This is a genomic window from Streptomyces sp. NPDC101776 (genome assembly GCF_044766845.1).
In the GTDB taxonomy this organism is placed as follows: Bacteria; Actinomycetota; Actinomycetes; order Streptomycetales; family Streptomycetaceae; genus Streptomyces.
In genome coordinates, this window is record NZ_JBIWMV010000002.1 from 883260 (window position 1) to 904439 (window position 21180).

General features: G+C 69.2%; 15 protein-coding genes. 6 read left to right on the forward strand and 9 right to left on the reverse strand.

Features of this window, described 5'->3' with window-relative positions:
* Window positions 1-96: 96 nt before the first annotated feature.
* The gene (locus tag ACIRRY_RS09685) at window positions 97-1404 is read right to left on the reverse strand and encodes an RNA-guided endonuclease InsQ/TnpB family protein (RefSeq protein ID WP_403969929.1); all 1308 of its coding nucleotides are present in this window, start codon (window positions 1402-1404) and stop codon (window positions 97-99) included.
* A 28-nt stretch (window positions 1405-1432) separates the two neighbouring features.
* On the opposite strand from ACIRRY_RS09685, the gene ACIRRY_RS09690 reads away from it, so the two are divergent.
* Both ACIRRY_RS09690 and ACIRRY_RS09695 read left to right on the forward strand, forming a co-directional pair.
* The gene (locus ACIRRY_RS09690; RefSeq protein ID WP_403969931.1) at window positions 1433-1585 is read left to right on the forward strand and encodes an Arc family DNA-binding protein; all 153 of its coding nucleotides are present in this window, start codon (window positions 1433-1435) and stop codon (window positions 1583-1585) included.
* 155 nt (window positions 1586-1740) lie between these two features.
* Window positions 1741-2403, forward strand: coding sequence for an HAD family hydrolase (locus tag ACIRRY_RS09695; protein ID WP_403969934.1), 663 nt, complete (start codon window positions 1741-1743; stop codon window positions 2401-2403).
* Here ACIRRY_RS09695 and ACIRRY_RS09700 read toward each other — a convergent pair.
* From ACIRRY_RS09700 to ACIRRY_RS09710, 3 genes are all read right to left on the reverse strand, one after another.
* Window positions 2384-3610, reverse strand: a complete 1227-nt coding sequence (locus ACIRRY_RS09700; protein WP_403969937.1) for a helix-turn-helix transcriptional regulator — start codon at window positions 3608-3610, stop codon at window positions 2384-2386. The genes ACIRRY_RS09695 and ACIRRY_RS09700 overlap by 20 nt on opposite strands.
* A 1135-nt stretch (window positions 3611-4745) precedes the next feature.
* Complete coding sequence (locus ACIRRY_RS09705) at window positions 4746-5348, reverse strand: DUF4232 domain-containing protein (protein WP_403969940.1); 603 nt, start codon at window positions 5346-5348, stop codon at window positions 4746-4748.
* 147 nt (window positions 5349-5495) lie between these two features.
* A complete protein-coding gene (locus ACIRRY_RS09710) occupies window positions 5496-7571 on the reverse strand; it encodes a carbohydrate-binding module family 20 domain-containing protein (protein ID WP_403969943.1) in 2076 nt (691 codons plus the stop codon).
* 192 nt (window positions 7572-7763) lie between these two features.
* On the opposite strand from ACIRRY_RS09710, the gene pulA reads away from it, so the two are divergent.
* The 3 genes from pulA to ACIRRY_RS09725 all read left to right on the forward strand — a co-directional run bounded on the left by pulA (window position 7764) and on the right by ACIRRY_RS09725 (window position 15294).
* A complete protein-coding gene (gene pulA / locus ACIRRY_RS09715) occupies window positions 7764-13199 on the forward strand; it encodes a pullulanase-type alpha-1,6-glucosidase (protein WP_403969946.1) in 5436 nt (1811 codons plus the stop codon).
* Between the two features lie 76 nt (window positions 13200-13275).
* Window positions 13276-14922: a SpoIIE family protein phosphatase gene (locus ACIRRY_RS09720; protein ID WP_403969949.1), complete on the forward strand. Its 1647-nt coding sequence runs from the start codon at window positions 13276-13278 to the stop codon at window positions 14920-14922.
* A gap of 15 nt (window positions 14923-14937) precedes the next feature.
* Window positions 14938-15294 carry a 5-carboxymethyl-2-hydroxymuconate Delta-isomerase gene (locus ACIRRY_RS09725; RefSeq protein ID WP_403969952.1) on the forward strand — a complete coding sequence of 119 codons (357 nt, stop codon included), beginning with the start codon at window positions 14938-14940 and terminating at the stop codon, window positions 15292-15294.
* A 23-nt stretch (window positions 15295-15317) separates the two neighbouring features.
* Here the strand turns inward: ACIRRY_RS09725 and ACIRRY_RS09730 are convergent, their stop codons facing one another.
* From ACIRRY_RS09730 to ACIRRY_RS09750, 5 genes are all read right to left on the reverse strand, one after another.
* Window positions 15318-16007 carry a TetR/AcrR family transcriptional regulator gene (locus ACIRRY_RS09730; protein WP_403969954.1) on the reverse strand — a complete coding sequence of 230 codons (690 nt, stop codon included), beginning with the start codon at window positions 16005-16007 and terminating at the stop codon, window positions 15318-15320.
* Window positions 16008-16076: 69 nt separating this feature from the next.
* On the reverse strand, window positions 16077-17102 hold the full coding sequence (locus ACIRRY_RS09735; protein ID WP_403969957.1) for a PDR/VanB family oxidoreductase: 1026 nt from the start codon (window positions 17100-17102) through the stop codon (window positions 16077-16079).
* The gene (locus tag ACIRRY_RS09740) at window positions 17102-18073 is read right to left on the reverse strand and encodes a metal-dependent hydrolase (RefSeq protein ID WP_403969960.1); all 972 of its coding nucleotides are present in this window, start codon (window positions 18071-18073) and stop codon (window positions 17102-17104) included. The genes ACIRRY_RS09735 and ACIRRY_RS09740 overlap by 1 nt, the downstream gene beginning before the upstream one ends.
* Before the next feature lie 69 nt (window positions 18074-18142).
* A complete protein-coding gene (locus ACIRRY_RS09745; protein ID WP_403969963.1) occupies window positions 18143-20062 on the reverse strand; it encodes a hypothetical protein in 1920 nt (639 codons plus the stop codon).
* A 58-nt stretch (window positions 20063-20120) separates the two neighbouring features.
* Window positions 20121-20621 (reverse strand): tetratricopeptide repeat protein, encoded by a 501-nt coding sequence (locus ACIRRY_RS09750; RefSeq protein ID WP_403969966.1) that lies wholly within the window; start codon window positions 20619-20621, stop codon window positions 20121-20123.
* A gap of 139 nt (window positions 20622-20760) precedes the next feature.
* On the opposite strand from ACIRRY_RS09750, the gene ACIRRY_RS09755 reads away from it, so the two are divergent.
* The gene (locus tag ACIRRY_RS09755; protein ID WP_403969969.1) at window positions 20761-21162 is read left to right on the forward strand and encodes a hypothetical protein; all 402 of its coding nucleotides are present in this window, start codon (window positions 20761-20763) and stop codon (window positions 21160-21162) included.
* Window positions 21163-21180 lie beyond the last annotated feature (18 nt).

Consider the following 21180-nt stretch of genomic DNA (forward strand, 5'->3'; position numbering starts at 1 on the left):
TGCAGGAGCCGTCGCGCTCACCGCCGCACTGGTGCCCGGCACCGCACATGCCCGCCGAGCAACACATACAGGGCTCGCATTGACATCCTCCCGCTCCTAAAAGAGGGGGATTCCAACCCAGGTGGGTTGAGGTTCACGGGCGTTCGAACGGCTGGTGGCCGCTGTCACCCCTCCGGCACCGGCGGTACGCCGGGGGCGGGGCATCCCGCCCTGTCCTGCCGCGACATTGACTGCTGCGTTGCTGTCCGCGTTACAGGTGAAACCACAGGAGGAGCAGACGAACTCGGCTTGGCTCTTGCGCGAGTTCTTGTCGACCCATCCGCAGGCACTGCACCGCAGACTGGTGTAGGGAGCGGGAACGTCCTCGACCCGACCTGGAGCCTTGTCCTCCGTGCGCCGGCGCAGCCTTCCCCAGCCCTGGGCGAGGATGGCCCGGTTCAGTCCGGCCTTGGTGGCCCGACCGTTCTTCAGGAACGTGCCGGGCTGCTCCGGGTCGGGCTTCGGTTTGACCTTGGTGGTCATGTTCTTGATGTTCAGTTTCTCGAACCGGATCAGGCCATAGGTCCGGGCGAGCATGGTGGAGGTCTTCTCGCACCAGTCCTTGCGCCGGTCGGCTTCGCGGGCCTTGAGCCTGGCGGCCTTCGCGTACTCGGCACTCTTCCGCTCGCTGCCTTTGGGGGCGCGGGCGGCACGGCGCTGGTGCTTGCGGATCTGCGCCCGCTCTTTCACGGTGCGCTGCGGGCAGTTGAGCTTGCGCCCGTCCGAGAGAGCGGCGGTGACGGTCACACCCCGGTCGATGCCGATGATCTCGCCCGTGCCGGGTGCGGGGAGCGGTACCGGGATGACGGCGAAGGCGATGTGCCACTGGCCATTGCGGAAGGTGACCCTGAATGTCTTCGCGTCCGGCAGGCCGGTACGGGTGAGCCGGAAGCGGACCCAGCCGCAGCCGGGCACCTTCACCTGCGCCCAGCGGCGATTGAGCTTCTGCACCGCCACCGAGCGGCCCATGACCTGTTTGCCCGTCTTCGTGTTCAGCTTCGGACTGCCGTCCGGCCCGGACTCGGGAACGCGGTCGGTGCCGATGACGCGGAAGCCCTCGTGCTGGAACCGCTTGCGCCAGGTCGGTTCACCGAACCCGCATGTGAAGCGGGCGTTCTTGGCCCGTGCGAAGTCCTTGAGGGCCTGCTGCATCACATCGGCATTGCCCTCACGCAGCCACTCGTTCTCCCGCCGGGCCTCGGTGAGCTGGCGGCACTGCTCGGCGAAACCGGGCGCCGCCTTCCTGCCCCTGCGCCAGTGGGAGTGCTGCTCGACGGCCAGGTTCCACACGTACCGGGCGTGCGCGCAGTGGCTGAGCATGATGCCCGCCTGCTCACTCGTCGGATACATCCGGAAACGTGACATGGCCCCACTTTAGGGCCACACTTGACACATGATCAAGCTGAATCTCCGACTCCCTGACGACCTGTACGACAAAGCCAAGGTGCTTGCCGCCGCAAACGACCGTTCCCTCAACTCATGGCTGGTTTCCCTCGTGCGACGCACGGTCGAGGACAACGAACGCCACTCCACTCCAAGGGCGTAACGACTCCTCCCGCCGTGCTCCGCAGAGGCTCGCATGCACCTCTGGCCTGAATCTGGGGCGGCTGGGGTCGAACGCGGCTCTGGCGATCTACGTCGGGAAATCGACCTGCTAAGCCGAGTCGGGGAAGCCTTCTCGTGCCCGGCTACGCTGCCGCCATGATGCGTGCGGTGGTGTTCGACGTCGGTGAGTGCCTGGTGGACGAGAGCCGGGAGTACGGCACTTGGGCCGATTGGCTCGGCGTACCCCGGCACACCTTCCACGCGATGTTCGGCGCGGTCGTCGCGCAGGGCCGGGACTACCGTGAGGTGTTCCAGGAGTTCCGGCCCGGCTTCGACCTGTACGAGGAGCGCGAGAAGCGGGCCGCCGCAGGCAAGCCGGAGTCCTTCGGCGAGGAGGACCTGTACGAGGACGTGCGCCCCGCGCTGGCGCGGCTACGTGCCGACGGCCTGTGGCTGGGCATCGCGGGCAACCAGACGATCCGCGCCGGGAAGATCCTTCGGGACCTGTTCAGCGACGACGTCGACTTGATTGGAACGTCGGACGACTGGGGCGCCAGCAAGCCGGACCCTGAGTTCTTCCGACGCGTGGCCGAGGTCGTCCCTTTCGCTGCCGACGAGATCCTCTACGTCGGCGACCGCGTCGACAACGATCTGCGGCCGGCCGTGGCGGCGGGCATGCACACGGCCCTGGTGCACCGGGGACCGTGGGCGACGATCCAGTGGAGGACCGAAGAAGCCGAGAAACTCCCGACGTTCAGAGTCGAGGACCTCTCGCAACTGCCCGCACTGATCGCGGACTTCAACCGCTCAGCGCACTGACCGTCGTCGACCAGCCGTACAGCCGGTCGTCGAGTTCGCGCACACACCGCTCGTGCTGGTGCGGCGCCAGAGCGCGCCGCACCTCGCGCACCCGGTCCATGCCCATCGCGTACCAGGTCCGTTCGAGCTGATCGAGCGCCCGCAGCGCGTAGCGGCACGCCTCGTCCGGCTGCCCGGCCGCTGCCTCCACGGCGGCAAGGTCTCCGAGAACGACGGTCGCCTGCTTCTCCTCACTCGGGTCGAGCGAATCGAGCACCCCGAGGAGGGTCTCCCTGGCCTGGGGCAGATGCCCGACCTTCAACTGCGTGTTGCCCTTGAAGGCCGCGAGGCGGACAGGGCTGAACCAGTCCAGCCAGTCCGGGCTTCGCTGTTCGGAGCCGGTGGCGAGCGTGTCTTCGGCGTGTCCGATGAGGTGCAGTGCCGTACGGGTGTCGCCGCACCGGGTCTCACACTCCGCCTCGACCGCGTCCAGCCAAGCGACCAACTCGGCCGAGGGGACGCCCCGCCGGGCGTAGGTGCGCGCGGCGACCATCCGTTCAACTGCCTTGTCCCGCTCGCCTTCCCACGCGGGGATGAAGGCGGTGTGGGCCAGGATCGCCGCGCCGAGCAGCGGGTCGTCGGCCTCGCCTGCGGCCTGGAGTGCGAGCAGCAGGGTGTTCCCGGCGCGATCGGCGTCACGCATGTCGAAGAACTCGATGCGTCCGGCGAGCAAGTAGGACTCCGCGAGGGCTGCGGCTACGGCCCGCCGGGTCTGGCCTGCGGTTTCGGTGAGCAGGGCACAGCCGAGGGAGCCGTGGGCCTGCGCGGCGGGGTGCAGCGTGGCGGGGGCCACCGACCAGTACAGGCGCCGATGGGATCGAGTGACGGCCTCGAAGTCCGCTGCGACGGTGGGGGGTTGCCTGGTGATGGCCGTCGTAGGGACTGCTGCCAGCCCTACGACGGCGGCCGTGGCCCCGAGAACGGAGCGACGACCGCGCTCGGACTGGGCGGTGTTCGGCGAGTTGAAGCCCAACGACTCCAGATCCTGGCCGAGTTCACGCGTGAGAGCCTGCGCCTGGTCCGGCTGGGGTGACGGCGGATTCTCGGACTCCCAGCGCCGCACCTGGCGCACGCCAACTCCAAGGGCGTCGGCGAGGGCCTGCTGCGATCGGAACCCGGCCGCCAACCGGGCTGCCTTGAGTCGGGTGTTGCCTGCGGGCCGTGGCACTGTGCAGTACCTCCATGTCGAGTACTGCGGACAGTTTCACCCGGAGTCCTCGATCTGGCTACCCATCACCCCCATAAGGCCAACAGAAGTCCTATTGGCGGCAGTTGAAAGACCTCTTGAAGTCCTCGATATCCGTTTCCAAGAGGGCCATTCTGAAGCGCACCTGATCGTCCGTGATTCGAGGAGCCGCAATGCCGCCCACACGATTGCCGACCGCCGCGGGGTGCACCTTGCAGGATGCCGGCCTGGACTGGGATGTGATCCGGGTACCGCGCCAACTCGGTATCGCCGCCCTGGCTGTTCTGGGTGCCGGCTGCGGAGCCGTACTGGAGTACCCGCCCAAAGACGTCGTCTACTACTTCGTCGCTAGCGGTACCGCTGCCGGGTGGGCAGTCGAGGGGACCCATCCGATCGGCAAGGGCGGCACCCTCGCTGTCCCGCCCACACGATGGACGCAGCCACCGGGCCCGCACTGGCGGATCTGTCCCGGGGAGGGCGACTGGCTCACCGATGCGCGGGCCTCCGGGCTGCCCTTGAGGGCTGCTTACGCTCCGAGAGCGGATGGGAGCGGTCGGCATGAGCAACCCAGCTTCGGGCCTGGTCCCTGGTGTCCTGGAGGTCTTGGTGCTGCCGTCGCTCGACGATCTCACCGATGAGCAGGTGCGCGGTGTGACCTGCGTCTGGGGCGGTGAGCGATTGACGACCGAGACGGCCGTCGACCTGGGCGAGCAGCCGGAACCCCGGCGCTGGTTTCCCAAAGCGTGTCGCCAGTGCGTCGCCGGGCGTGCGCACCAGGGGCTGTTCGCTCATGGTTCGACGTGCAGGGACTGCGCGGACGATGCCGCTGCGTGCCCGGTCGGGAGAGGTCTGTACCGCTTGGTGAGGGAGTGCCGACGGTGAATTTCTGCGGCCGTTGCGACGAGCCGATCAGGCGCGACGAGGAGTTCACGGAGCACGACAAACTGTCACCCTCGGCGGCGGGTACGACGATCTACCTGCACGTGAAGGGCTGCACAAGGGTGCCGACTCGGACGACCCAGGTATCCCTGGGCGCCACTGAGTCGGCCTGCTGATCCCCGGTGTTGGACGGCGGCGGCGCGAGGGGGCACGTCGCCGCCGTCCGGACCGTGGGAGGTCAGGGGGTGACGGTGATGTGCTTCGCGAGGGCCGTCACGGCGAGGTCGCCGTGGTCGACCCACTGGGGGAGGGCCAGGGTCTTGTGCTGGGTGGAGGCGGGCGGAGTGATCTCCAGGTAGGCGGCGTGGACCGCGCCCGAGGTGCCGGTGTTGGCGTGGGTCCAGGCGACGACGGCCTCGGCGCTCTCGCCGTCCTTGAGGGTGAGGGTCTTCTTGCCGGGGTTGTGCGCGTACCAGGTGTTGCCCCAGGTGGTGTGGGTCGCGAGCTTCTTGTGGGCGGAGTTCTCCAGGCCCAGGCCGGGGTAGCCGCGCAGCAAGCAGGTCTTGCCGCTGAGGTTGCGCAGCCGGATGACGACACCCGCGTGGTTCATGCCACCGCCGAGCTGCTGACCGTAGGTCGCCTTCAGCGCGGCGGCCGAGCAGGTCGGCGTCGCCTTCGCGGTGGCCGTGGAGGTCGCGGCGTTCGCGGTACCCGCCCAGGCCGCGAGCCCCAGGCCGACGACGGCGCCCAGGCCGATCATCGTGCGCCCGAGGTTGCGGTCGGCGCGGTGCCGGTGCTTGGCGGTGGCGGTCTGGTCGGTGATGTTCCGGACTTCGTTCACGGTCGTGTTCCCCACTCCTGCTCCGCGGCGCGGGCCGTGCTCGGCGGCCCGCACCGTCCTACTGGTGCCGTACACAAAGTTCGATGCGCGGTACGGCGGATTTGTTCGCAGGAGTTCGAAGGAGATCCCGGGAGTTCGCGAGGAGACCTATTTCCAGGTGTCGCTCGCCGTGTAGCCGGACGAGGTGCCCGTCGTGTACGAGCGGTTCGTCCCGGACTCCCAGCTCACTGTCCCTGAGCTGTCCTTCTTGATGTACTTGTACGCGAAGGTCGTGCTCTTGGGGACGATGACCAGCTTGCTCCAGGTCGGGTACGACGCCGAGGACAGCGGGATCGCGTCGCTCGTGTTCCAGGAGCCGAGCGAGGCGATCGAGCCGACGACGTAGACGTTGGTGCCGAGGGTGGTCGTCGCGTACTCGTTGAAGGTCACGTCGGTGGCATCCGCGTCGGCCACGTTCCAGGAGTTGTTGACCGAGACCGCCGAAGTGGTCGTCGTGGCGGCCCTGTTGGCGTTCGACTCCCAGGTGACGTTTCCGGACGAGTCCTTCTTGACGTACTTGAAGGCGAAGGACGTGTTGGTCGGCACGCTCACCGCCCCGGACCAGACCGGGTAGCCGGACGACGACAGCGTGACCGCCTTCGAGGTGTCCCAGCCGCCCAGCGCGTCGATGGAGCCGACGACGTAGACGCTCGTGCCGGACGTGGTGGACGCGTACTCGTTGAAGGTGGCGGTCACCGTGGAGCCGGACGAACCGCCCCCGCCGGTGTCGTCACAGCCGACCGTGCAGGTGTAGGACGAGTTGTAGAAGGCGATCGCGCTCTTCGCCGGGATGGTGAGGGACGCGCTGCCGCCCGAGACCGTCACGGTCGAGGCGCCGCCGTCCACCACGTTCTTGTACGTGCCGTCGGCCATCCCCGTCGTGAAGGAGTAAGTCGCCGCCGAGGAACCGTTGTTGAGCGCGAAGAAGCCCGCTCCGCTGCGGCCGAAGCCGATCACGCTCGACGACTTGGTCTGCCAGTTGGAGACGGCCGCAGTGTCCACCGCGTTGTGCCAGGCCAGCATGCCCACGACCCCGGTGTCCCGGTCCAGGCAGTACCAACTGCCGCTGGAGCAGTCGGTGTTGCTGACGAAGCCGGAGGAGTTCGGCGGGGCCTGATCGCTCTGCGTCCACTCCCAACTGGCGTACACCGTCGGCGTGGACCACTTGTAGGCGAGCTGGAAGAGGTTGGCGAGTTTGTAGGTGTCGCCGTCCTTGTAGCTCATGTGCAGGCCGTTGCGTTCGGTGTCGTGGTTGGTCACGAAGGACACCGAGTTGGCGGCGGGGAGGATGCCGCTGCTCTCCAGGGAGGACAGGTCGCTCACGTTGCCCTGGAAGGCCGACTTCATCCTGCTCGCGTACGTGAAGTCGAGGACGTCGCCCGAGGCGTAGTAGTCGCTCGGCTGTGGTGTCGAGCCGGGGTAGATCTCCTGGAAGACGTACGGTGCCGCACCCGCCGTCGTGCTCGTCAGCTTGCCCTCGATCGCCGCCAGGTCGGTCTCGGGGATGTGCTTGGCCGCGTCGACCCTGAACCCGTCGACACCGAGGGCGAGTTGCTTGTTGAGGAAGTTCGCGATGCCCACGCGGACCGAGTCCGAGCCGGTCTTCAGGTCGGGCAGGCCCAGGAGTTCGCAGTTCTGGACCTGGGTGAGGTTCGAGTAGTCCTGGATGGTCAGGTCGGAGGTGGGGCAGTCCGCGGAGGTGTGGTAGTCGCCGGGGTCCCAGTCGGGGGTGTCGTACTTGCTGGTGATGGTGGTGCCGTTGTAGCCGGTGCCGGTCTGCGCGGCGGTGTGGTTGATCACCGCGTCCGTGTAGACCTTGACGCCCGCCGTGTGGCACGCGCTCACCATGCTCGCGAACTGGGCCGCCGTACCGAAACGGCTGTTCAGGTTGTACGAGTACGGCTGGTAGACGTCCCACCAGTAGTAGTTGGTCTGCTTGAGCGACTCGGCGGGCGGCGCCACCTGGACCGCGCCGTAGCCGGCCGGGCCCAGGACGTTCGTGCACTCCGAGGAGATGGAGTTCCAGTTCCATTCCCAGAGGTTGGCGATGACATCGCCCTTGGCGGAGGTGTCCGCGTGGGCGGTGGCGGCGGGGAGGGCGACCACGCCCGCCAGGGCGAGGGCCCCGGCGGCCACGGTACTGGCCGCGCGCCTGATGGTTCCCGGTGTTCGGTATCTGCTCATGAGCGGCTCCGAAAGGGGGGATTCGGGTTTCAACAACTCGTGAGCGTGGGCCAGTTGAGAAGGGCACGTCAAGGTTGCGGTTGAAAGTTCTTTCTGTGACTTTCAGAAGTCTTGCTGCAACCCTTGCGTCAGCGATACGGTCTCGCCGGGGTCGGACCCGAACTGAGCCGTAATCGCAAGGAGTTCACGCCTGTGATACCGAGATGGCCGGCGCCCCGCACGCGCCGCACCGAGCGACGGAGAAGGGCCACGGGCGTCATCGTCGCCGCACTCCTCGCCGCGTTCGTCCAACCCCTCGCCGCCCACGCCGCGACCCCGCCCGCACCCCCGTCCGACGCGAGGCTGGCCGCCACGCCCGCGCGGCACGACGACACCCGCGAGCAGTTCTACTTCGTGATGCCGGACCGGTTCGCCAACGGCGACACCGCCAACGACCAGGGCGGGCTGACCGGTTCACGACTCAGCACCGGCTACGACCCCACCGACAAGGGCTTCTACCAGGGCGGCGACCTGAAGGGCCTGGCGAAGAAGCTCGACTACATCAAGGGCCTCGGCACCACCGCCATCTGGATGGCCCCGATCTTCAAGAACCAGCCCGTGCAGGGGACGGGGAGTGGGGGCACCTCCCAGGCTATTGGCTCTGGGGGAGCCTCCGCCGGCTACCACGGTTACTGGATAACGGACTTCACCCAGGTCGACCCGCACTTCGGCACCAACAAGGACCTCGCGACCCTCATCTCCAAGGCGCACGCCAAGGGCATGAAGGTCTTCTTCGACGTCATCACCAACCACACCGCCGACGTCGTCGACTACGAGAGCAAGTCCTACGACTACCTCTCCAAGGGCGCCTTCCCCTACCTCACCAAGGACGGGCAGCCCTTCGACGACGCCGACTACGCGGACGGCACGAAGACCTTCCCCGCCGTCTCCACCTCCTCCTTCCCGAAGACCCCGACCGTCCCCGCCGACAAGGCGAACGTGAAGGTCCCGGCCTGGCTCAACGACCCGACGATGTACCACAATCGGGGCGACTCGACCTACGTCGGCGAGAACGCCACCTACGGCGACTTCTCCGGCCTCGACGACCTGTGGACCGAACGTCCCGAGGTCGTCAGCGGCATGGAGAAGATCTACGAGAAGTGGGTGCGCGACTTCGACGTCGACGGCTTCCGCATCGATACCGTCAAACACGTCGACATGGACTTCTGGACCCAGTGGGCCACCGCGCTCGACAAGTACGCGGCCCAGCACGGCCGGAAGAACTTCTTCATGTTCGGGGAGGTCTACTCCGCCGACACGTCCGTCACGTCGCCGTACGTCACCCAGGGCCGCCTGGATGCCACGCTCGACTTCCCCTTCCAGGACGCGGCGCGCGCCTACGCCTCCCAGGGCGGCAGCGCGCAGAAGCTCGCGAGTGTCTTCGGCGACGACTACAAGTACACGACCGACAAGGCGAACGCGTACGAGCAGGTCACCTTCCTCGGCAACCACGACATGGGCCGCATCGGCTACTTCCTCGACCAGGACAATCCGAAGGCCACCGACGCCCAACTCCTCGCCAAGGACAGGCTCGCCAATGAGCTGATGTTCCTCAGCCGTGGCAACCCCGTCGTCTACTACGGCGACGAACAGGGCTTCACCGGCTCCGGCGGCGACAAGGACGCCCGCCAGACGATGTTCGCCTCGAAGGTCGCCGACTATCTCGACGACGACGAGATCGGCACCGATCGCACCGCCGCCAGCGACGCCTACGCCCCAACTGCCCCGCTGTACAAGGACATTGCCGCCCTCTCCAAGCTGCGCAAGGACAACCCGGCACTGACCGACGGTGTGCAGACCGAGCGGTACGCGGCCGACGGCGCCGGTGTCTATGCCTTCACCCGGACCAGCGGCAGCGCCGAGTACGTCGTCGCCCTCAACAACGCCGACACGGACAGGACGGTGACCTTCGCGACCGGGTCGGCAGGCATGAAGTACCGGGGGATCTACGGGACTTCGGTCGCAGCGACGAGCGGCGCCGACCACAAGGTCACCGTCACCGTCCCGGCCGGTGCCGCCATCGTCCTCAAGGCGGCCGGTACCCTCGCCAAGCCCGTCACCAAGCCCACGATCACCCTCAAGGCCCCGGACGCGGGCGCCACCGGCACCGTCGAGCTGAGTGCCGACGTCACCGGCGGTCAGCTCAACCGGGTCGTCTTCGCCGCCCAGACCGGCGACGGCACGTGGCGGACGCTGGGTTCCGCCGACCACGCCCCGTACAAGGTCACCCAGACCATCGGGAAGGGTGTGGCGCCCGGAACCGCCCTGCGCTACAAGGCGGTTGTGGTCGATTCCACCGGGCGCACGGCGAGCGCTACCGCCGCCTCCATCACCGGCACCCCGCCCGCCGCAGAGGTCCCCACCGCCTCCTCCCGCGACTACGCGGTCGTCCACTACAAGCGCACCGACGGCGACTACGACAACTGGGGCCTGTACGCCTGGGGTGACCTCGCGGACGGTGAGTCGACGACCTGGCCGGCCAGTCACCCGTTCATCGGGCGGGATGCCTACGGTGCCTTCGCCTACGTCAAGTTGAAGCCCGGGGCCTCGAACGTCAGCTTCCTGGTGATCGACAAGGACGGCGACAAGGATGTCGCCGCCGACCGTTCGATCGATGTCACCAAGACCGGCGAGGTCTGGATCGAGCAGGGCAAGGACGCCGTACAGACGGACAGGCCCGACTACCCGGCGCAGGACACCACCAAGGCCGTCGTCCACTACCACCGCGCCGACGGCGACTACACCGGCTGGGGGCTGCACGTCTGGACGGGTGCCGCGAGCCCCACGGACTGGTCGAGCCCGTTGCAGCCGGTGAGGACCGACGCCTATGGCGCCGTCTACGAGGTACCGCTCAACTCCGGTGCCACCAGCCTCAGTTACATCCTCCACAAGGGCGACGAGAAGGACCTCTCCGCCGACCAGTCGCTCGACCTCAAGTCCAACGGCTATGAAGTGTGGCTGCTGAACGGTCAGGAGAAGTACCTCCTGCCGCAGCCCGCCGGGAGCACGGCGGCGCTCGACCTGAGCACCTCCAAGGCGGTCTGGATCGACCGGAACACCGTTGCCTGGAACGGGTCCGACGCGGCTGCTTCCAGCCAGCTCCTGTACTCCCACGACGGTTCGATCGCCGTGAAGGACGGCACGCTGACGAGCGACGACGAGCGCTGGCTGCGGCTGAGCAGGACCACGCTCACCGACGCCCAGAAGGCCAAGTTCCCCTATCTGAAGGACTACACGGCCTGGTCCGTCGACCCGCGTGACCGAGGGCGCGTACGGGATGCGCTGACCGGTCAGCTCGTCGCCTCCCAACGGGCCGTCAACGGCGCCGTGTTGGCCGCGACCGGCGTGCAGGTCGCCGGTGTGCTCGACGATGTGTACGGCGCCGCCGCCAAGGCCGATCTGGGCCCGGTCTTCCACAACGGCCGTCCCGCGCTGGCCGTTTGGGCGCCGACCGCGCAGAACGTGTCCCTCGATCTCGACGGCTCGCTGAAGAAGATGAGCCGTGACGCCACCACCGGCGTCTGGTCCGTCAGCGGTCCGGCCTCCTGGACGAACAAGCCGTACCGGTACGTCGTGAAGGTGTGGGCGCCGACCGTCCAGAAGCTGGTCACCAACGAGGTCACCGACCCCTACTCGGTCGCCCTCACCACCGACTCGAAGCGCAGCCTCGTCGTCGACCTCGACGCCAAGTCCCTCGCCCCGAGCGGCTGGTCGAGCCTGAAGAAGCCCAGGGCGGTGCCGCTGAAGGACGCCGAGATCCAGGAGCTGCACATCCGGGACTTCTCCGTCGCGGACAAGACGGTTCCCGCGAAGGACCAGGGGACCTACCTCGCCTTCACCGACAAGAACAGCGACGGGTCCAGGCACCTGCGGGAGTTGGCCGAGTCCGGGACGTCGTATGTGCATCTGCTGCCCGCCTTCGACATCGCCACCATCCCCGAGAAGAAGTCCGAGCAGTCGAGCACCGACTGCGATCTCGCCTCCTACGCCGCCGACTCGGAGCAGCAGCAGGCGTGCGTGGCGGCCGTCGCCGCGAAGGACGCCTACAACTGGGGTTACGACCCTTACCACTTCACGGTTCCCGAGGGTTCGTACGCGACCGATCCGGACGGCACCGGCCGTACCGTCGAGTTCCGGAAGATGGTCAAGTCGCTGAACGAGGACGGGCTTCGGGTCGTCATGGACGTGGTCTACAACCACACGGCGGCCAGCGGGCAGGCGGACTACTCGGTCCTGGACAAGATCGTGCCCGGTTACTACCAGCGGCTGCTGGCCGACGGCAGTGTGGCCAACTCCACCTGCTGTGCCAACACGGCGACCGAGAACGCCATGATGGGCAAGCTCGTCGTCGACTCCGTGGTCACCTGGGCCAAGGAGTACAAGGTCGACGGCTTCCGCTTCGACCTCATGGGGCACCAGCCGAAGGCCAACATCCTCGCCGTACGCAAGGCGTTGGACGCGCTGACACTCGCGAAGGACGGGGTCGACGGCAAGAAGATCATCATGTACGGCGAGGGCTGGAACTTCGGAGAGGTCGCCGACGACGCCCGTTTCGTGCAGGCCACGCAGAAGAACATGGCCGGCACGGGCATCGCGACCTTCTCGGACCGGGCCCGTGACGCGGTGCGCGGCGGCAGCCCCTTCGACGCGGACCCAGGTGTCCAGGGCTTCGCGTCCGGGCTGTACACCGACCCCAACTCGTCCACGGCGAACGGCACTTCGGCCGAGCAGAAGGCCCGCCTCCTGCACTACCAGGACCTCATCAAGGTCGGCCTGAGCGGCAACCTCGCCGCGTACCGCTTCACCGACTCCGACGGGAAGGACGTCACCGGCGCCGAGATCGACTACAACGGCGCTCCCGCCGGATACGCGGACGCGCCGGGCGACGCCCTCGCCTACGTCGACGCGCACGACAACGAGTCGCTGTTCGACGCGCTGACGTACAAGTTGCCCGCCGGGACGAGCGCCGCCGACCGGGCCCGGATGCAGGTCCTCGCCATGGCCACGGCCACTCTGTCGCAGGGGCCGTCGCTCTCCCAGGCCGGTACCGACCTGCTGCGCTCCAAGTCCCTGGACCGCAACTCCTTCGACAGCGGCGACTGGTTCAACGCCGTCCACTGGAACTGCGCGGACGGCAACGGCTTCGGGCGGGGGCTGCCGTCGGCGGCCGACAACGCGTCCAAGTGGCCGTACGCGAAAGGGCTGTTGACGTCGGTCGGGGTCGGGTGCGGGCAGATCGAGGGGGCCTCTGCGGCGTACCAGGATCTCTTGAGGATCCGTACGACGGACAGTGTGTTCTCGCTCGACACGGCCGGGCAGGTGCAGGCGAAGCTGTCGTTCCCGCTGTCCGGGGCGGACGAGACGCCGGGGGTGATCACCATGGAGCTCGGTGATCTCGTGGTCGTGTTCAACGCGACGCCGAGCACCCAGGAGCAGCGGGTGGGCTCGCTGGCCGGTACCGGTTACCGGCTGCACCCGGTGCAGGCGGCTGGTGCCGACGCCACCGTCAAGGCGGCCTCGTACGCGAAGGGGACCGGTACCTTCGCCGTTCCCGCACGTACTGTCGCCGTATTCACCCGGACACCCTGAAAGCGCATTACCGTAGGGGGGCAGGCTGCGGACACCGGCCTGCCCCACCGGTGTGTCAAAGGGCCAGGTCTGACAAATGGACGCCAACGGCAAACTGACGCATGCGACCGTGCTGGTCGTGGACGACGAGCCCGCGAGCCGGTTCGCGTTCGAGAGCGTGCTGAGCCGCGCCGGTCATCGGGTCCTCGCGGTCGGCAGCGGCGAAGAGGCGCTCACCGAACTCGACGTACGGCTGCGCAAGGGGAACCTGCCCGACGTGGCCCTGATCGATGTGAACCTGCCGGACATGAGCGGGTTCGAACTGTGCCGGCTGCTCAAGGAGCGGCCGCGCATGGCGGGCCTGCCGGTCGTGCACGTCTCGGCGCTCGCCGTCCCCCCGAGCGACCGCTGCCCGGCGCTCGACGCGGGCGACGAGGCCTATCTGACGGTGCCCGCGGAGCCCGAGGAGATCGAGGCCGCGGTCCGGGCGGCCGTCCGCGCCGCCCGGCTGCGGGCCGACGACCGGGCGCTGGTGCGGCGGCTGACCCTGCTGTCGGAGATGATCGTCACCATCCAGGCCGCGCGCTCCCTCCAGGAACTCGTCGAGGTCGCCGCCGACGGTACCGCGCGGCTCACCAACACCCCCGCCGCCGTGTTCGTCCTCGACCGGGACGACGAGCTGTACCGCGGTCTGCCCCGGGACCGCACCTCGGTCGCGCTGCCGGACCCGGGCGCCGACCGGGCCGTGTCCCGGCTGCTGCGGCGGCTCTCGCAGGGGCAGTCCGGGGTGCAGATCACCACGGTGCCCGCGCCGCTGTGGCCCACCGGCTACTTCCGGCCCGGCGTAGAGCACGACGCCCGCCTCGCGCTGGTCCTCACCCAGGAGGGCCGGGCCCCGGTCTGCCTCGCCGCCCCCACGCGCGGGCTGCGCCGGGTGGGTCCCGAGGCCGGGGCGCTGCTCGCGCAACTCGCCCAGGCCACCGCGCTCGCCGCAGAACCCCTCCTCATGTACCAGGTCGAGCGGCATGTCGCCCTCACCCTCCAGCGCAGCTTCCTGCCCAAGCCGGACAAACTGCCCGACCTCCCGGCCGTCGACGTCGTGGTGCGGTACGTGCCCGCGTCCCAGGACACCGAGATCGGCGGCGACTTCTACGCCGTCCTGAAGACCGCCGAGGGAGTGCTGTTCGCCGTCGGCGACGTCGTCGGGCACTCACTGGAGGCGGCCACCGTCATGGTGGAGATACGGCACGCGCTGCGCGCCTACTGCGTCGAGGAGAGCGACCCGAGCGTCCTCGCCGAGCGGCTGGACCGGATGCTCCAGCACTACCACCCGGAGACCACGGCCACCGTCTGTCTGGCCCTGGTCGACCCGGACACCGGACGCACCCTCATCTCCAACGCGGGGCACATCCCGCCGCTGATCATCCGGGACAACGGCAGCGCGGACTACGCCAAGGCGGCCGGCCCGCTGCTCGGTGTGGGCCTGTCGCATCCGCCGCCCACCGAACTGTTTCTCGAACCCAGTGACCGGCTCCTCATGATCACCGACGGCCTCATCGAGACCCGCGGTACGGACATCTCCGTGTCGATGGAACAACTCCGCGCGGCCTCCTCGGGCGCCCTGCCGGGCCTGGACGCCCTGTGCGACACCCTGCTCGACTGCTTCGGCGTCGACCGGGACGACGACATCGCGATGCTGGCGTTGCGGATAGGTCCTAGGGTGAGCAGCGAGTTGTTGGCTTAGAACAGGAGTCTTCCCATGCCGCAGATCACCGTCGACCACTCCCACACGATCTCCTTCGACCAGGACGGCTTCGCCCGCGCGCTGCACGAGGCCGTCGTCGAGATCGCCGCGGCGAAGCCGGAGGCGTGCAAGACCCAGTTCCGCCCCAGCGAGTACACGGCCTTCGGGTACGAGGGTCTCGACGAGCTGGGCCACACCGTCATCCATGTCACCCTCGGCCTGCTCGCCGGCCGCACCGAGGAGACCAAGGCCAAGCTGACCGAGAGGGTGCTGGACCTCCTCCGCGAGTACATCGACGAGGACGGCTCCGTTCTGCACGCCTCCGCCGAGGTACGTGAACTCAACGCGTCCTACCGGAAGTTCCAGCGCTGAGGCCTGTTCCCCCAGAGTCTGTTCTACGAGGCCAGGGCGACGAGTCGGACGACGAGGTCGGTGAACGGCCCGTCGCCCGGCTCGTTCCGCAGGGACTCGCGCAGCAGCGCGGCCAGTTCGTCGTCGTACGCGGCGCTCACCGCCGCCAACGCCCCGAAGTCGTGCACGAGTTGGCGTTCCAGTTCGGCGCGCGGGATACGTCGGCCGTCCAGCCAGATCAGGGCCGTCGACTCGACCAGCGAGATCCAGGAGCGGATCATCAACTCCAGTCGGGCGGGCGGGTGTTCGACCTTCATGTGGGAGAGGATCTGAAGGTACGCGGCGTGCCGCACCCCGTCCACGAGCGCGTTGGTGGTGGACGAGCCGACCGCCGGACCGCCGCGCATCAGCGCCGCGAAACCGGGTCCGTGGTCGTCCACGAAGTCGAAGAACCGGCCCATCACACGCAGCAGCCGTCCCCCGAGCGAGCCCTCCCGGGCGACCACGAACCGCCCGGCGAGATCGTCCGAGGCGCGCTGCAACGCGGCCTCGTACAGGCTGAGTTTGCCGGGAAAGTAGTGGTAGACCAGCGGCCGGGAGATGCCCGCGGCCGCGGCTATCTCGTCGATGGAGACCTCGTCGGGCGAGCGATGGCTGAACAGGTCGAGAGCGACGCCGATCAACTGCTGTCGCCGTTCCTCGACTCCCATCCTGCGGCGAACCCCGGTACTCATGCGAACACCTTACCGATCTGTTCGGGCCCCGAACGGACCGGACCGACCAGGGTTGTTCACATCACCCCATCACAGATCCAACACCAGACGCCCACTTCGGGCCCGGGACACGCAGATCAGCATCGAGCCGGCCCGCTCCGCGTCGGTCAGCAACTCGTCCCGATGCTCCACCTCCCCTTCCAGCACCCGCTGTTGGCAGGTTCCGCAGAATCCCTGTTCGCAGGAGTAGAGGGTGTTCGGCAGCTCCGCGCGGACGGCGGCGAGCACGGTGGAGTCGGCGGGCACGGTCAACGTCCGTCCGCTGCGCCGGAGTTCGAGTTCGAAGGCCTCGCCTCCCGATGCCGACCGGGGCGCGAAGCGTTCCAGGAGTACGTCCGGGAAGCGCTCCGCGACGGCCGCCATGAGCCCCTCGGGTCCGCAGCAGTAGACGACGGCTCCCTCGGGTACGTCCGCCAACTCCCCGTCCAGATCGGGCAGTCCGGCCACGACGGTCACCCGGCCCGCGCCGAGTTCCTCGATCTCCGCCAGGAACGGCATCGATTCCCGCGTCCGACCGGCGTACAGCAGCCGCCAGTCGGCGCCCTCGGGCAGTGCCCGCAGCATCGGCAGCACCGGCGTGATCCCGATCCCGCCGGCCACGAAGACGTACGCGGGTGCCTCGACGAGCGGGAACCGGTTCCGCGGCCCGCGCACCTCCAACTCCGCGCCCACCCGCACCTGTTCGTGCACCTCGCGCGACCCGCCCCGCCCGTCCTCGACCAGCCGCGTGGCGACCGTGTACGCCGAGGTGTCCGCCGGGTCCCCGCACAGCGAGTACTGCCGCACCAGCCCCGAGGGCAGCACCAGATCGATGTGCGCCCCGGGTTCCCAGCCCGGCAAGTCCCGTCCTTCCAGGCGTAGTTGTACGACGCCGTCGGCGACCGTCTCCCGCGTGGCGACCCGGAGTCTCAGTGCCCGGGTGCGCGGCCGGCCGGAGATCGGCGGGTCCAGCGCGGGCAGCGGCCACAGCGGCGAGGCCCGGACGCGGCGGCGTAGGGCCCGGAGTGTGATCAGGGCGGCGCCCGCGACGACCGCGACGGTCCAGGGCTTCGGCATCACACCGTCCCCTTTTCCAGGCCGTCTGTCGGGTACGGCGCCTTCGTGGCTGGGCGCGCCCACGCGGCGGTGGCCGCAGATTCGGCACAGCCCCGAGCCCCTTCGGGGCGCTGAGCCTTCTCGGCGGCAACCGCCGCCGGCGACGTGGCCAGATAGGCGACGGCCTGTTCGGTCGAGCCCTCCTGCGAGGGGTGGTAGGCGCGGCTCAGATAGCGGGGTATGGACCTGAGTATGTCCCCGGTGGCGGGCAGGGTGCCGCGCCGGCCGGCGACGTAGAAGTCCTTGAAGCTCGCTCTGCCGTCGACGAGGGTCGGGTCGTTCGCCATGAAGAAGCGGGCTCCGCGCTGCCACAGGAACATCAGCGCGGTGAACGCGGTCGCCCAGGTCCGGGCGCGCCGCCGGTAGCCGCCGTCGACGTGCAGGAAGAGGTCGAAGGCGACGGAGCGGTGCTCGACCTCCTCGGCGCCGTGCCAGCGCAGCAGGTCCAGCATGGTCGGATCGGCGCCGCGCCGGTCCAACTCCTCCGCGTTCAGTACCCAGTTGCCGAGGAACGCGGTGTAGTGCTCGATGGCCGCGATGATCGCGACCCGCTCCAGCAGCCACCACTTCCGGGCCCGGCCCGGAGGCAGTGTGCGGTCGCCGAGCAGCTTCTCGAAGAACCAGTCGACCTGCGCGGTGTACGGGGTCGGGTCGAGGCCCAACTCCTTGAGGTGCGGGAGGACTTCGTCGTGGGCCTGGGAGTGCATCGCCTCCTGGCCGATGAACCCGATCACGTCCTCGCGCAGGCGGTCGTCCCGGATGAGGGGCAGCACCTGCTTGTAGACGTGCACGAACCACCGCTCACCGGCGGGCAGCAGCAGATGCAGCACGTTGATCGTGTGCGTGGTGAACGGATCACCGGGCACCCAGTGCAGCGGGGTGCCCTCCCAGGAGAAGGACACCTTGCGGGCCTTGAGCGGGCTATTGGACATGGCGTCAATGTACTGACGGGTAAGTCCGTGGGGAACCCTTGTGCGGGTACTTGTTGACGTGAACGTCAACTAGCGCAGGCCGGTGATCGTCCTGCCGTCGTCCAGCGTGCCCTTCAGCTCGGCCTGGACGCCCTGCTTCGTCTTCACGGTCAGCAGGCCGCCGCGCGCCGAGCCGGTCACCCCGCCCGTCGCCGTGACCGCCTCCGTGCCCTTGCTGCCCGCGGCCAGCAGATACCAGGAGCCCGCCGCCGACTTCCACAGCACACCGGCCAGGACGTGCGGGTCACGCGCCCCGCAGGCCGCCACGTCCTGCGCCTTCGCGGCGACCGCGCCGTACGTCCCGCCCGGCGTGCGGAACTGTGCCAGCACGCGCTCGCCGCCGCCCTGCCAGGTCTCGGCCCGCGTGCACACCCACTCCGCCGTGCCGCTCGCGTCGGGCAGCGGCTGCTCGGCGTACTGCCAGGCGTTCACGGACCGTACGCCCAGGGAGCGCATCGCGCCGAGGGAGCAGGCGAAGGGTGCCCACGCGTGCTGCGTCCCCGTGCCGGACACCTCGCGGGCCGCGCCGGGGCGGCCGGCGGTGAGGTGCGCCGGGACCAGTTCGCCGAGGTCGCTCAGCAGCCGGGTGCCGGTGCCGTCGGTCAGCTGGAGCACGTTCCACGACGTGCACGCGCCGGTCGCCTGGGCGGGGCTGGCCAGCGGCGAGGTGATCCCGTCGGTGAGGGTCATGGGCAGCGCGCCGGCGTTCGGCTTCTGCAGATCGCGCTCGGCCGCCTTCTTCACCCAAGGTGCCGTCAGATAGCGGACGTTGCCGTCGGCGCGGTCCAGGACCACCGCGTCCGCCTCGGCCCCGGTCGCGCCGTCGACCCGGGCGAAGTCCAGCGCGGCGCCCTTGGTGCCGTCCTTCGGTTCGGCGTAACGGGCGATGCGCAGACCGTCGTAGAGGATCACCACGCGCGCGTTGTCGACCGTGCCCGCGTACAGGAGTTGGGGCGGTCCGGCCGGGCCGCCGGAGGGGGTGCCGGGGGTCGCCGAGACCTGGACGGACTCGCCGGGGCGGGCCCAGACGGCGAGGGCGCGGCGCAGCAGCGCGGTGTCGTCCGCGAGGTCGCCGCGGGCGGGCCAGACGGAGAAGTCCTCGCGTGTGGCGGACTTCCACGCGGTGGGCGCGATCCTCGTCAACTTGCCTGGATCCAGGGCGGCTTGGGAAGCCGGGTTCTGCGCGTACGCGGGAGCGGCGGCGCCGTCCGGGCCCCAGCCGCCGCCGGGCAGCGCGAGCAGCGCGCCGCACACGGCGACGGCCGCGGCGGCGGCGAACGCGGCCTTGCCGTGCTGGCGGCGGCGCATCAGGTCGGTGGGCCGGGCGTGCAGCGAACAGGGGTCGAACTCGGGGGAGTTGAGCAACTCGTACTGCGCGGGCGTCTCGTCGGCCTCGCGCAGCGCCTCGTCCACCTCGTCGACTCCGGCCGCCGCGAGCACCCTGCGTACGTCGCCGTCGGGCAGCTTCTCCAGGCCGCGCAGCACGTACACCGCGCGCGCCGGGCCGGACAGCGCCGACAGCCGCTGGTCCAGGGCGAGTTCGTCGGCACCGCCCGAGCGGGGGAAGAGCCGCAGGCCCCGCACCTGGGGGAGCAGCGGCGGGAGTTGGGAGCGCTTCGGCAATGCCCGGAACGACAGCGGCAGGCCGGCCTCCAGCGCCGTACGCACGACCTGGAGGCGGACGAAGGCATAGCCGGGGTCGCCGTCGCGGCCGGTCGACTGGGCCGGGATCGCCGACGCCGACGCGCGGCGCCTGGGCAGGGCGCGCTGGGTGAGGGCGTGCGCGGTCAGGACGCGCCGGTTGCGGCCGAGGCTCGGGGGGAGCACCAGATAGGCGAGCCGGACGAGCCGTGGATAGTGCTCGACGAGCGCGGCCTCGGCCTGTTCGACATCGACGACCGGGTCGGTGGGTGAAGCTGCGGGGCGCTTGGCGACATCCTGTGACTGCACGTTCAGCAAAACGAGCGAATGGTGAGTTGGTCACCGCCGCCCGGGCGACCCGGGCGCCTCAGGCCTCGGGCTCGACCAGGGCCCGCGCGTAGTTCGCCATCGACCGTTGGTAGCGCGGCAGATGGGGTGCGAGGGCGCCCAGCACGAGGGACAGGCCCTCGCGGTCGCGGCCGAGGCTGGACAGACACAGGGCGAGGCACCCGCGGACCGGGTCGTCCAACTCGTCCGAGGGGCCGTCGAGTTCGGGCGTGAGCAGCTTGACGCCCTCCTCCGCCTGCCCGATGTTCCGCAGCGAGCTGGCGAGTTGGATCTTCGCGCGCCGCCCCTTGTAGCCGTGCAACCCGAGCGCCAGCGCCTCGCGGTACAGCGGAACGGCCCGGTCCGAGTGCCCGGTCGAGTCCCAGGCGCAGGCCCGCTCGAAGGGGCCCTGTGGGCTGCCGTCCGGGAGTTCGGCGACGAGCGCGTCGATCACGGCCCGGAAGTCGGCCGCACGCTCCTCCGGGTAATCGTCGAAGGTCGCCCAGGCGGCGGTCGTACGGTCTTCCCAGTCTTGGTTCACGGGCGCCACCTTCGCACACGCGTACAGCCGACGACGATCGAATTGAGCGCGGGGCAGGTTGTGGCCGTATCGAAGGAGAAGGCCCCTCGCCGGGGCCGACTGCGGCATGCTGCTGACCGGACGACCGGAGGAACGACAGATGAGGTTGACCCGACCGATGCTCGCGGTGGCCGGCGCCACGGCGGCGCTGGCGCTGGCGGGCTGCGGTGCCGACACCAAGGCCGCGACCGTTCCGACGGAGGCCAGTGGCAGCCTGGAGAGCCTCGCGGCCCAGGTGAAGTGCACGCCCGACATCCAGACCGACGCCGACGAACTCCGCCAGGCCATCTGCAAGATGAGCTACGGCAAGTTCGTCCTCGCGACCTTCGCCACCGACCGCGGCCAGCGCGAGTGGATCAACGACGCCAAGGACTACGGCGGTTTCTACCTCGTCGGCCGCAAGTGGGTCGTCGTGGGCACCGACAAGATCGTCAAGAAGCTGCAGACCACGCTCGGCGGCTCCGAGGAGATCGGCACCGACCACTCCAAGCACACCAGCTGAAAAGGCTGTCACCGGTTC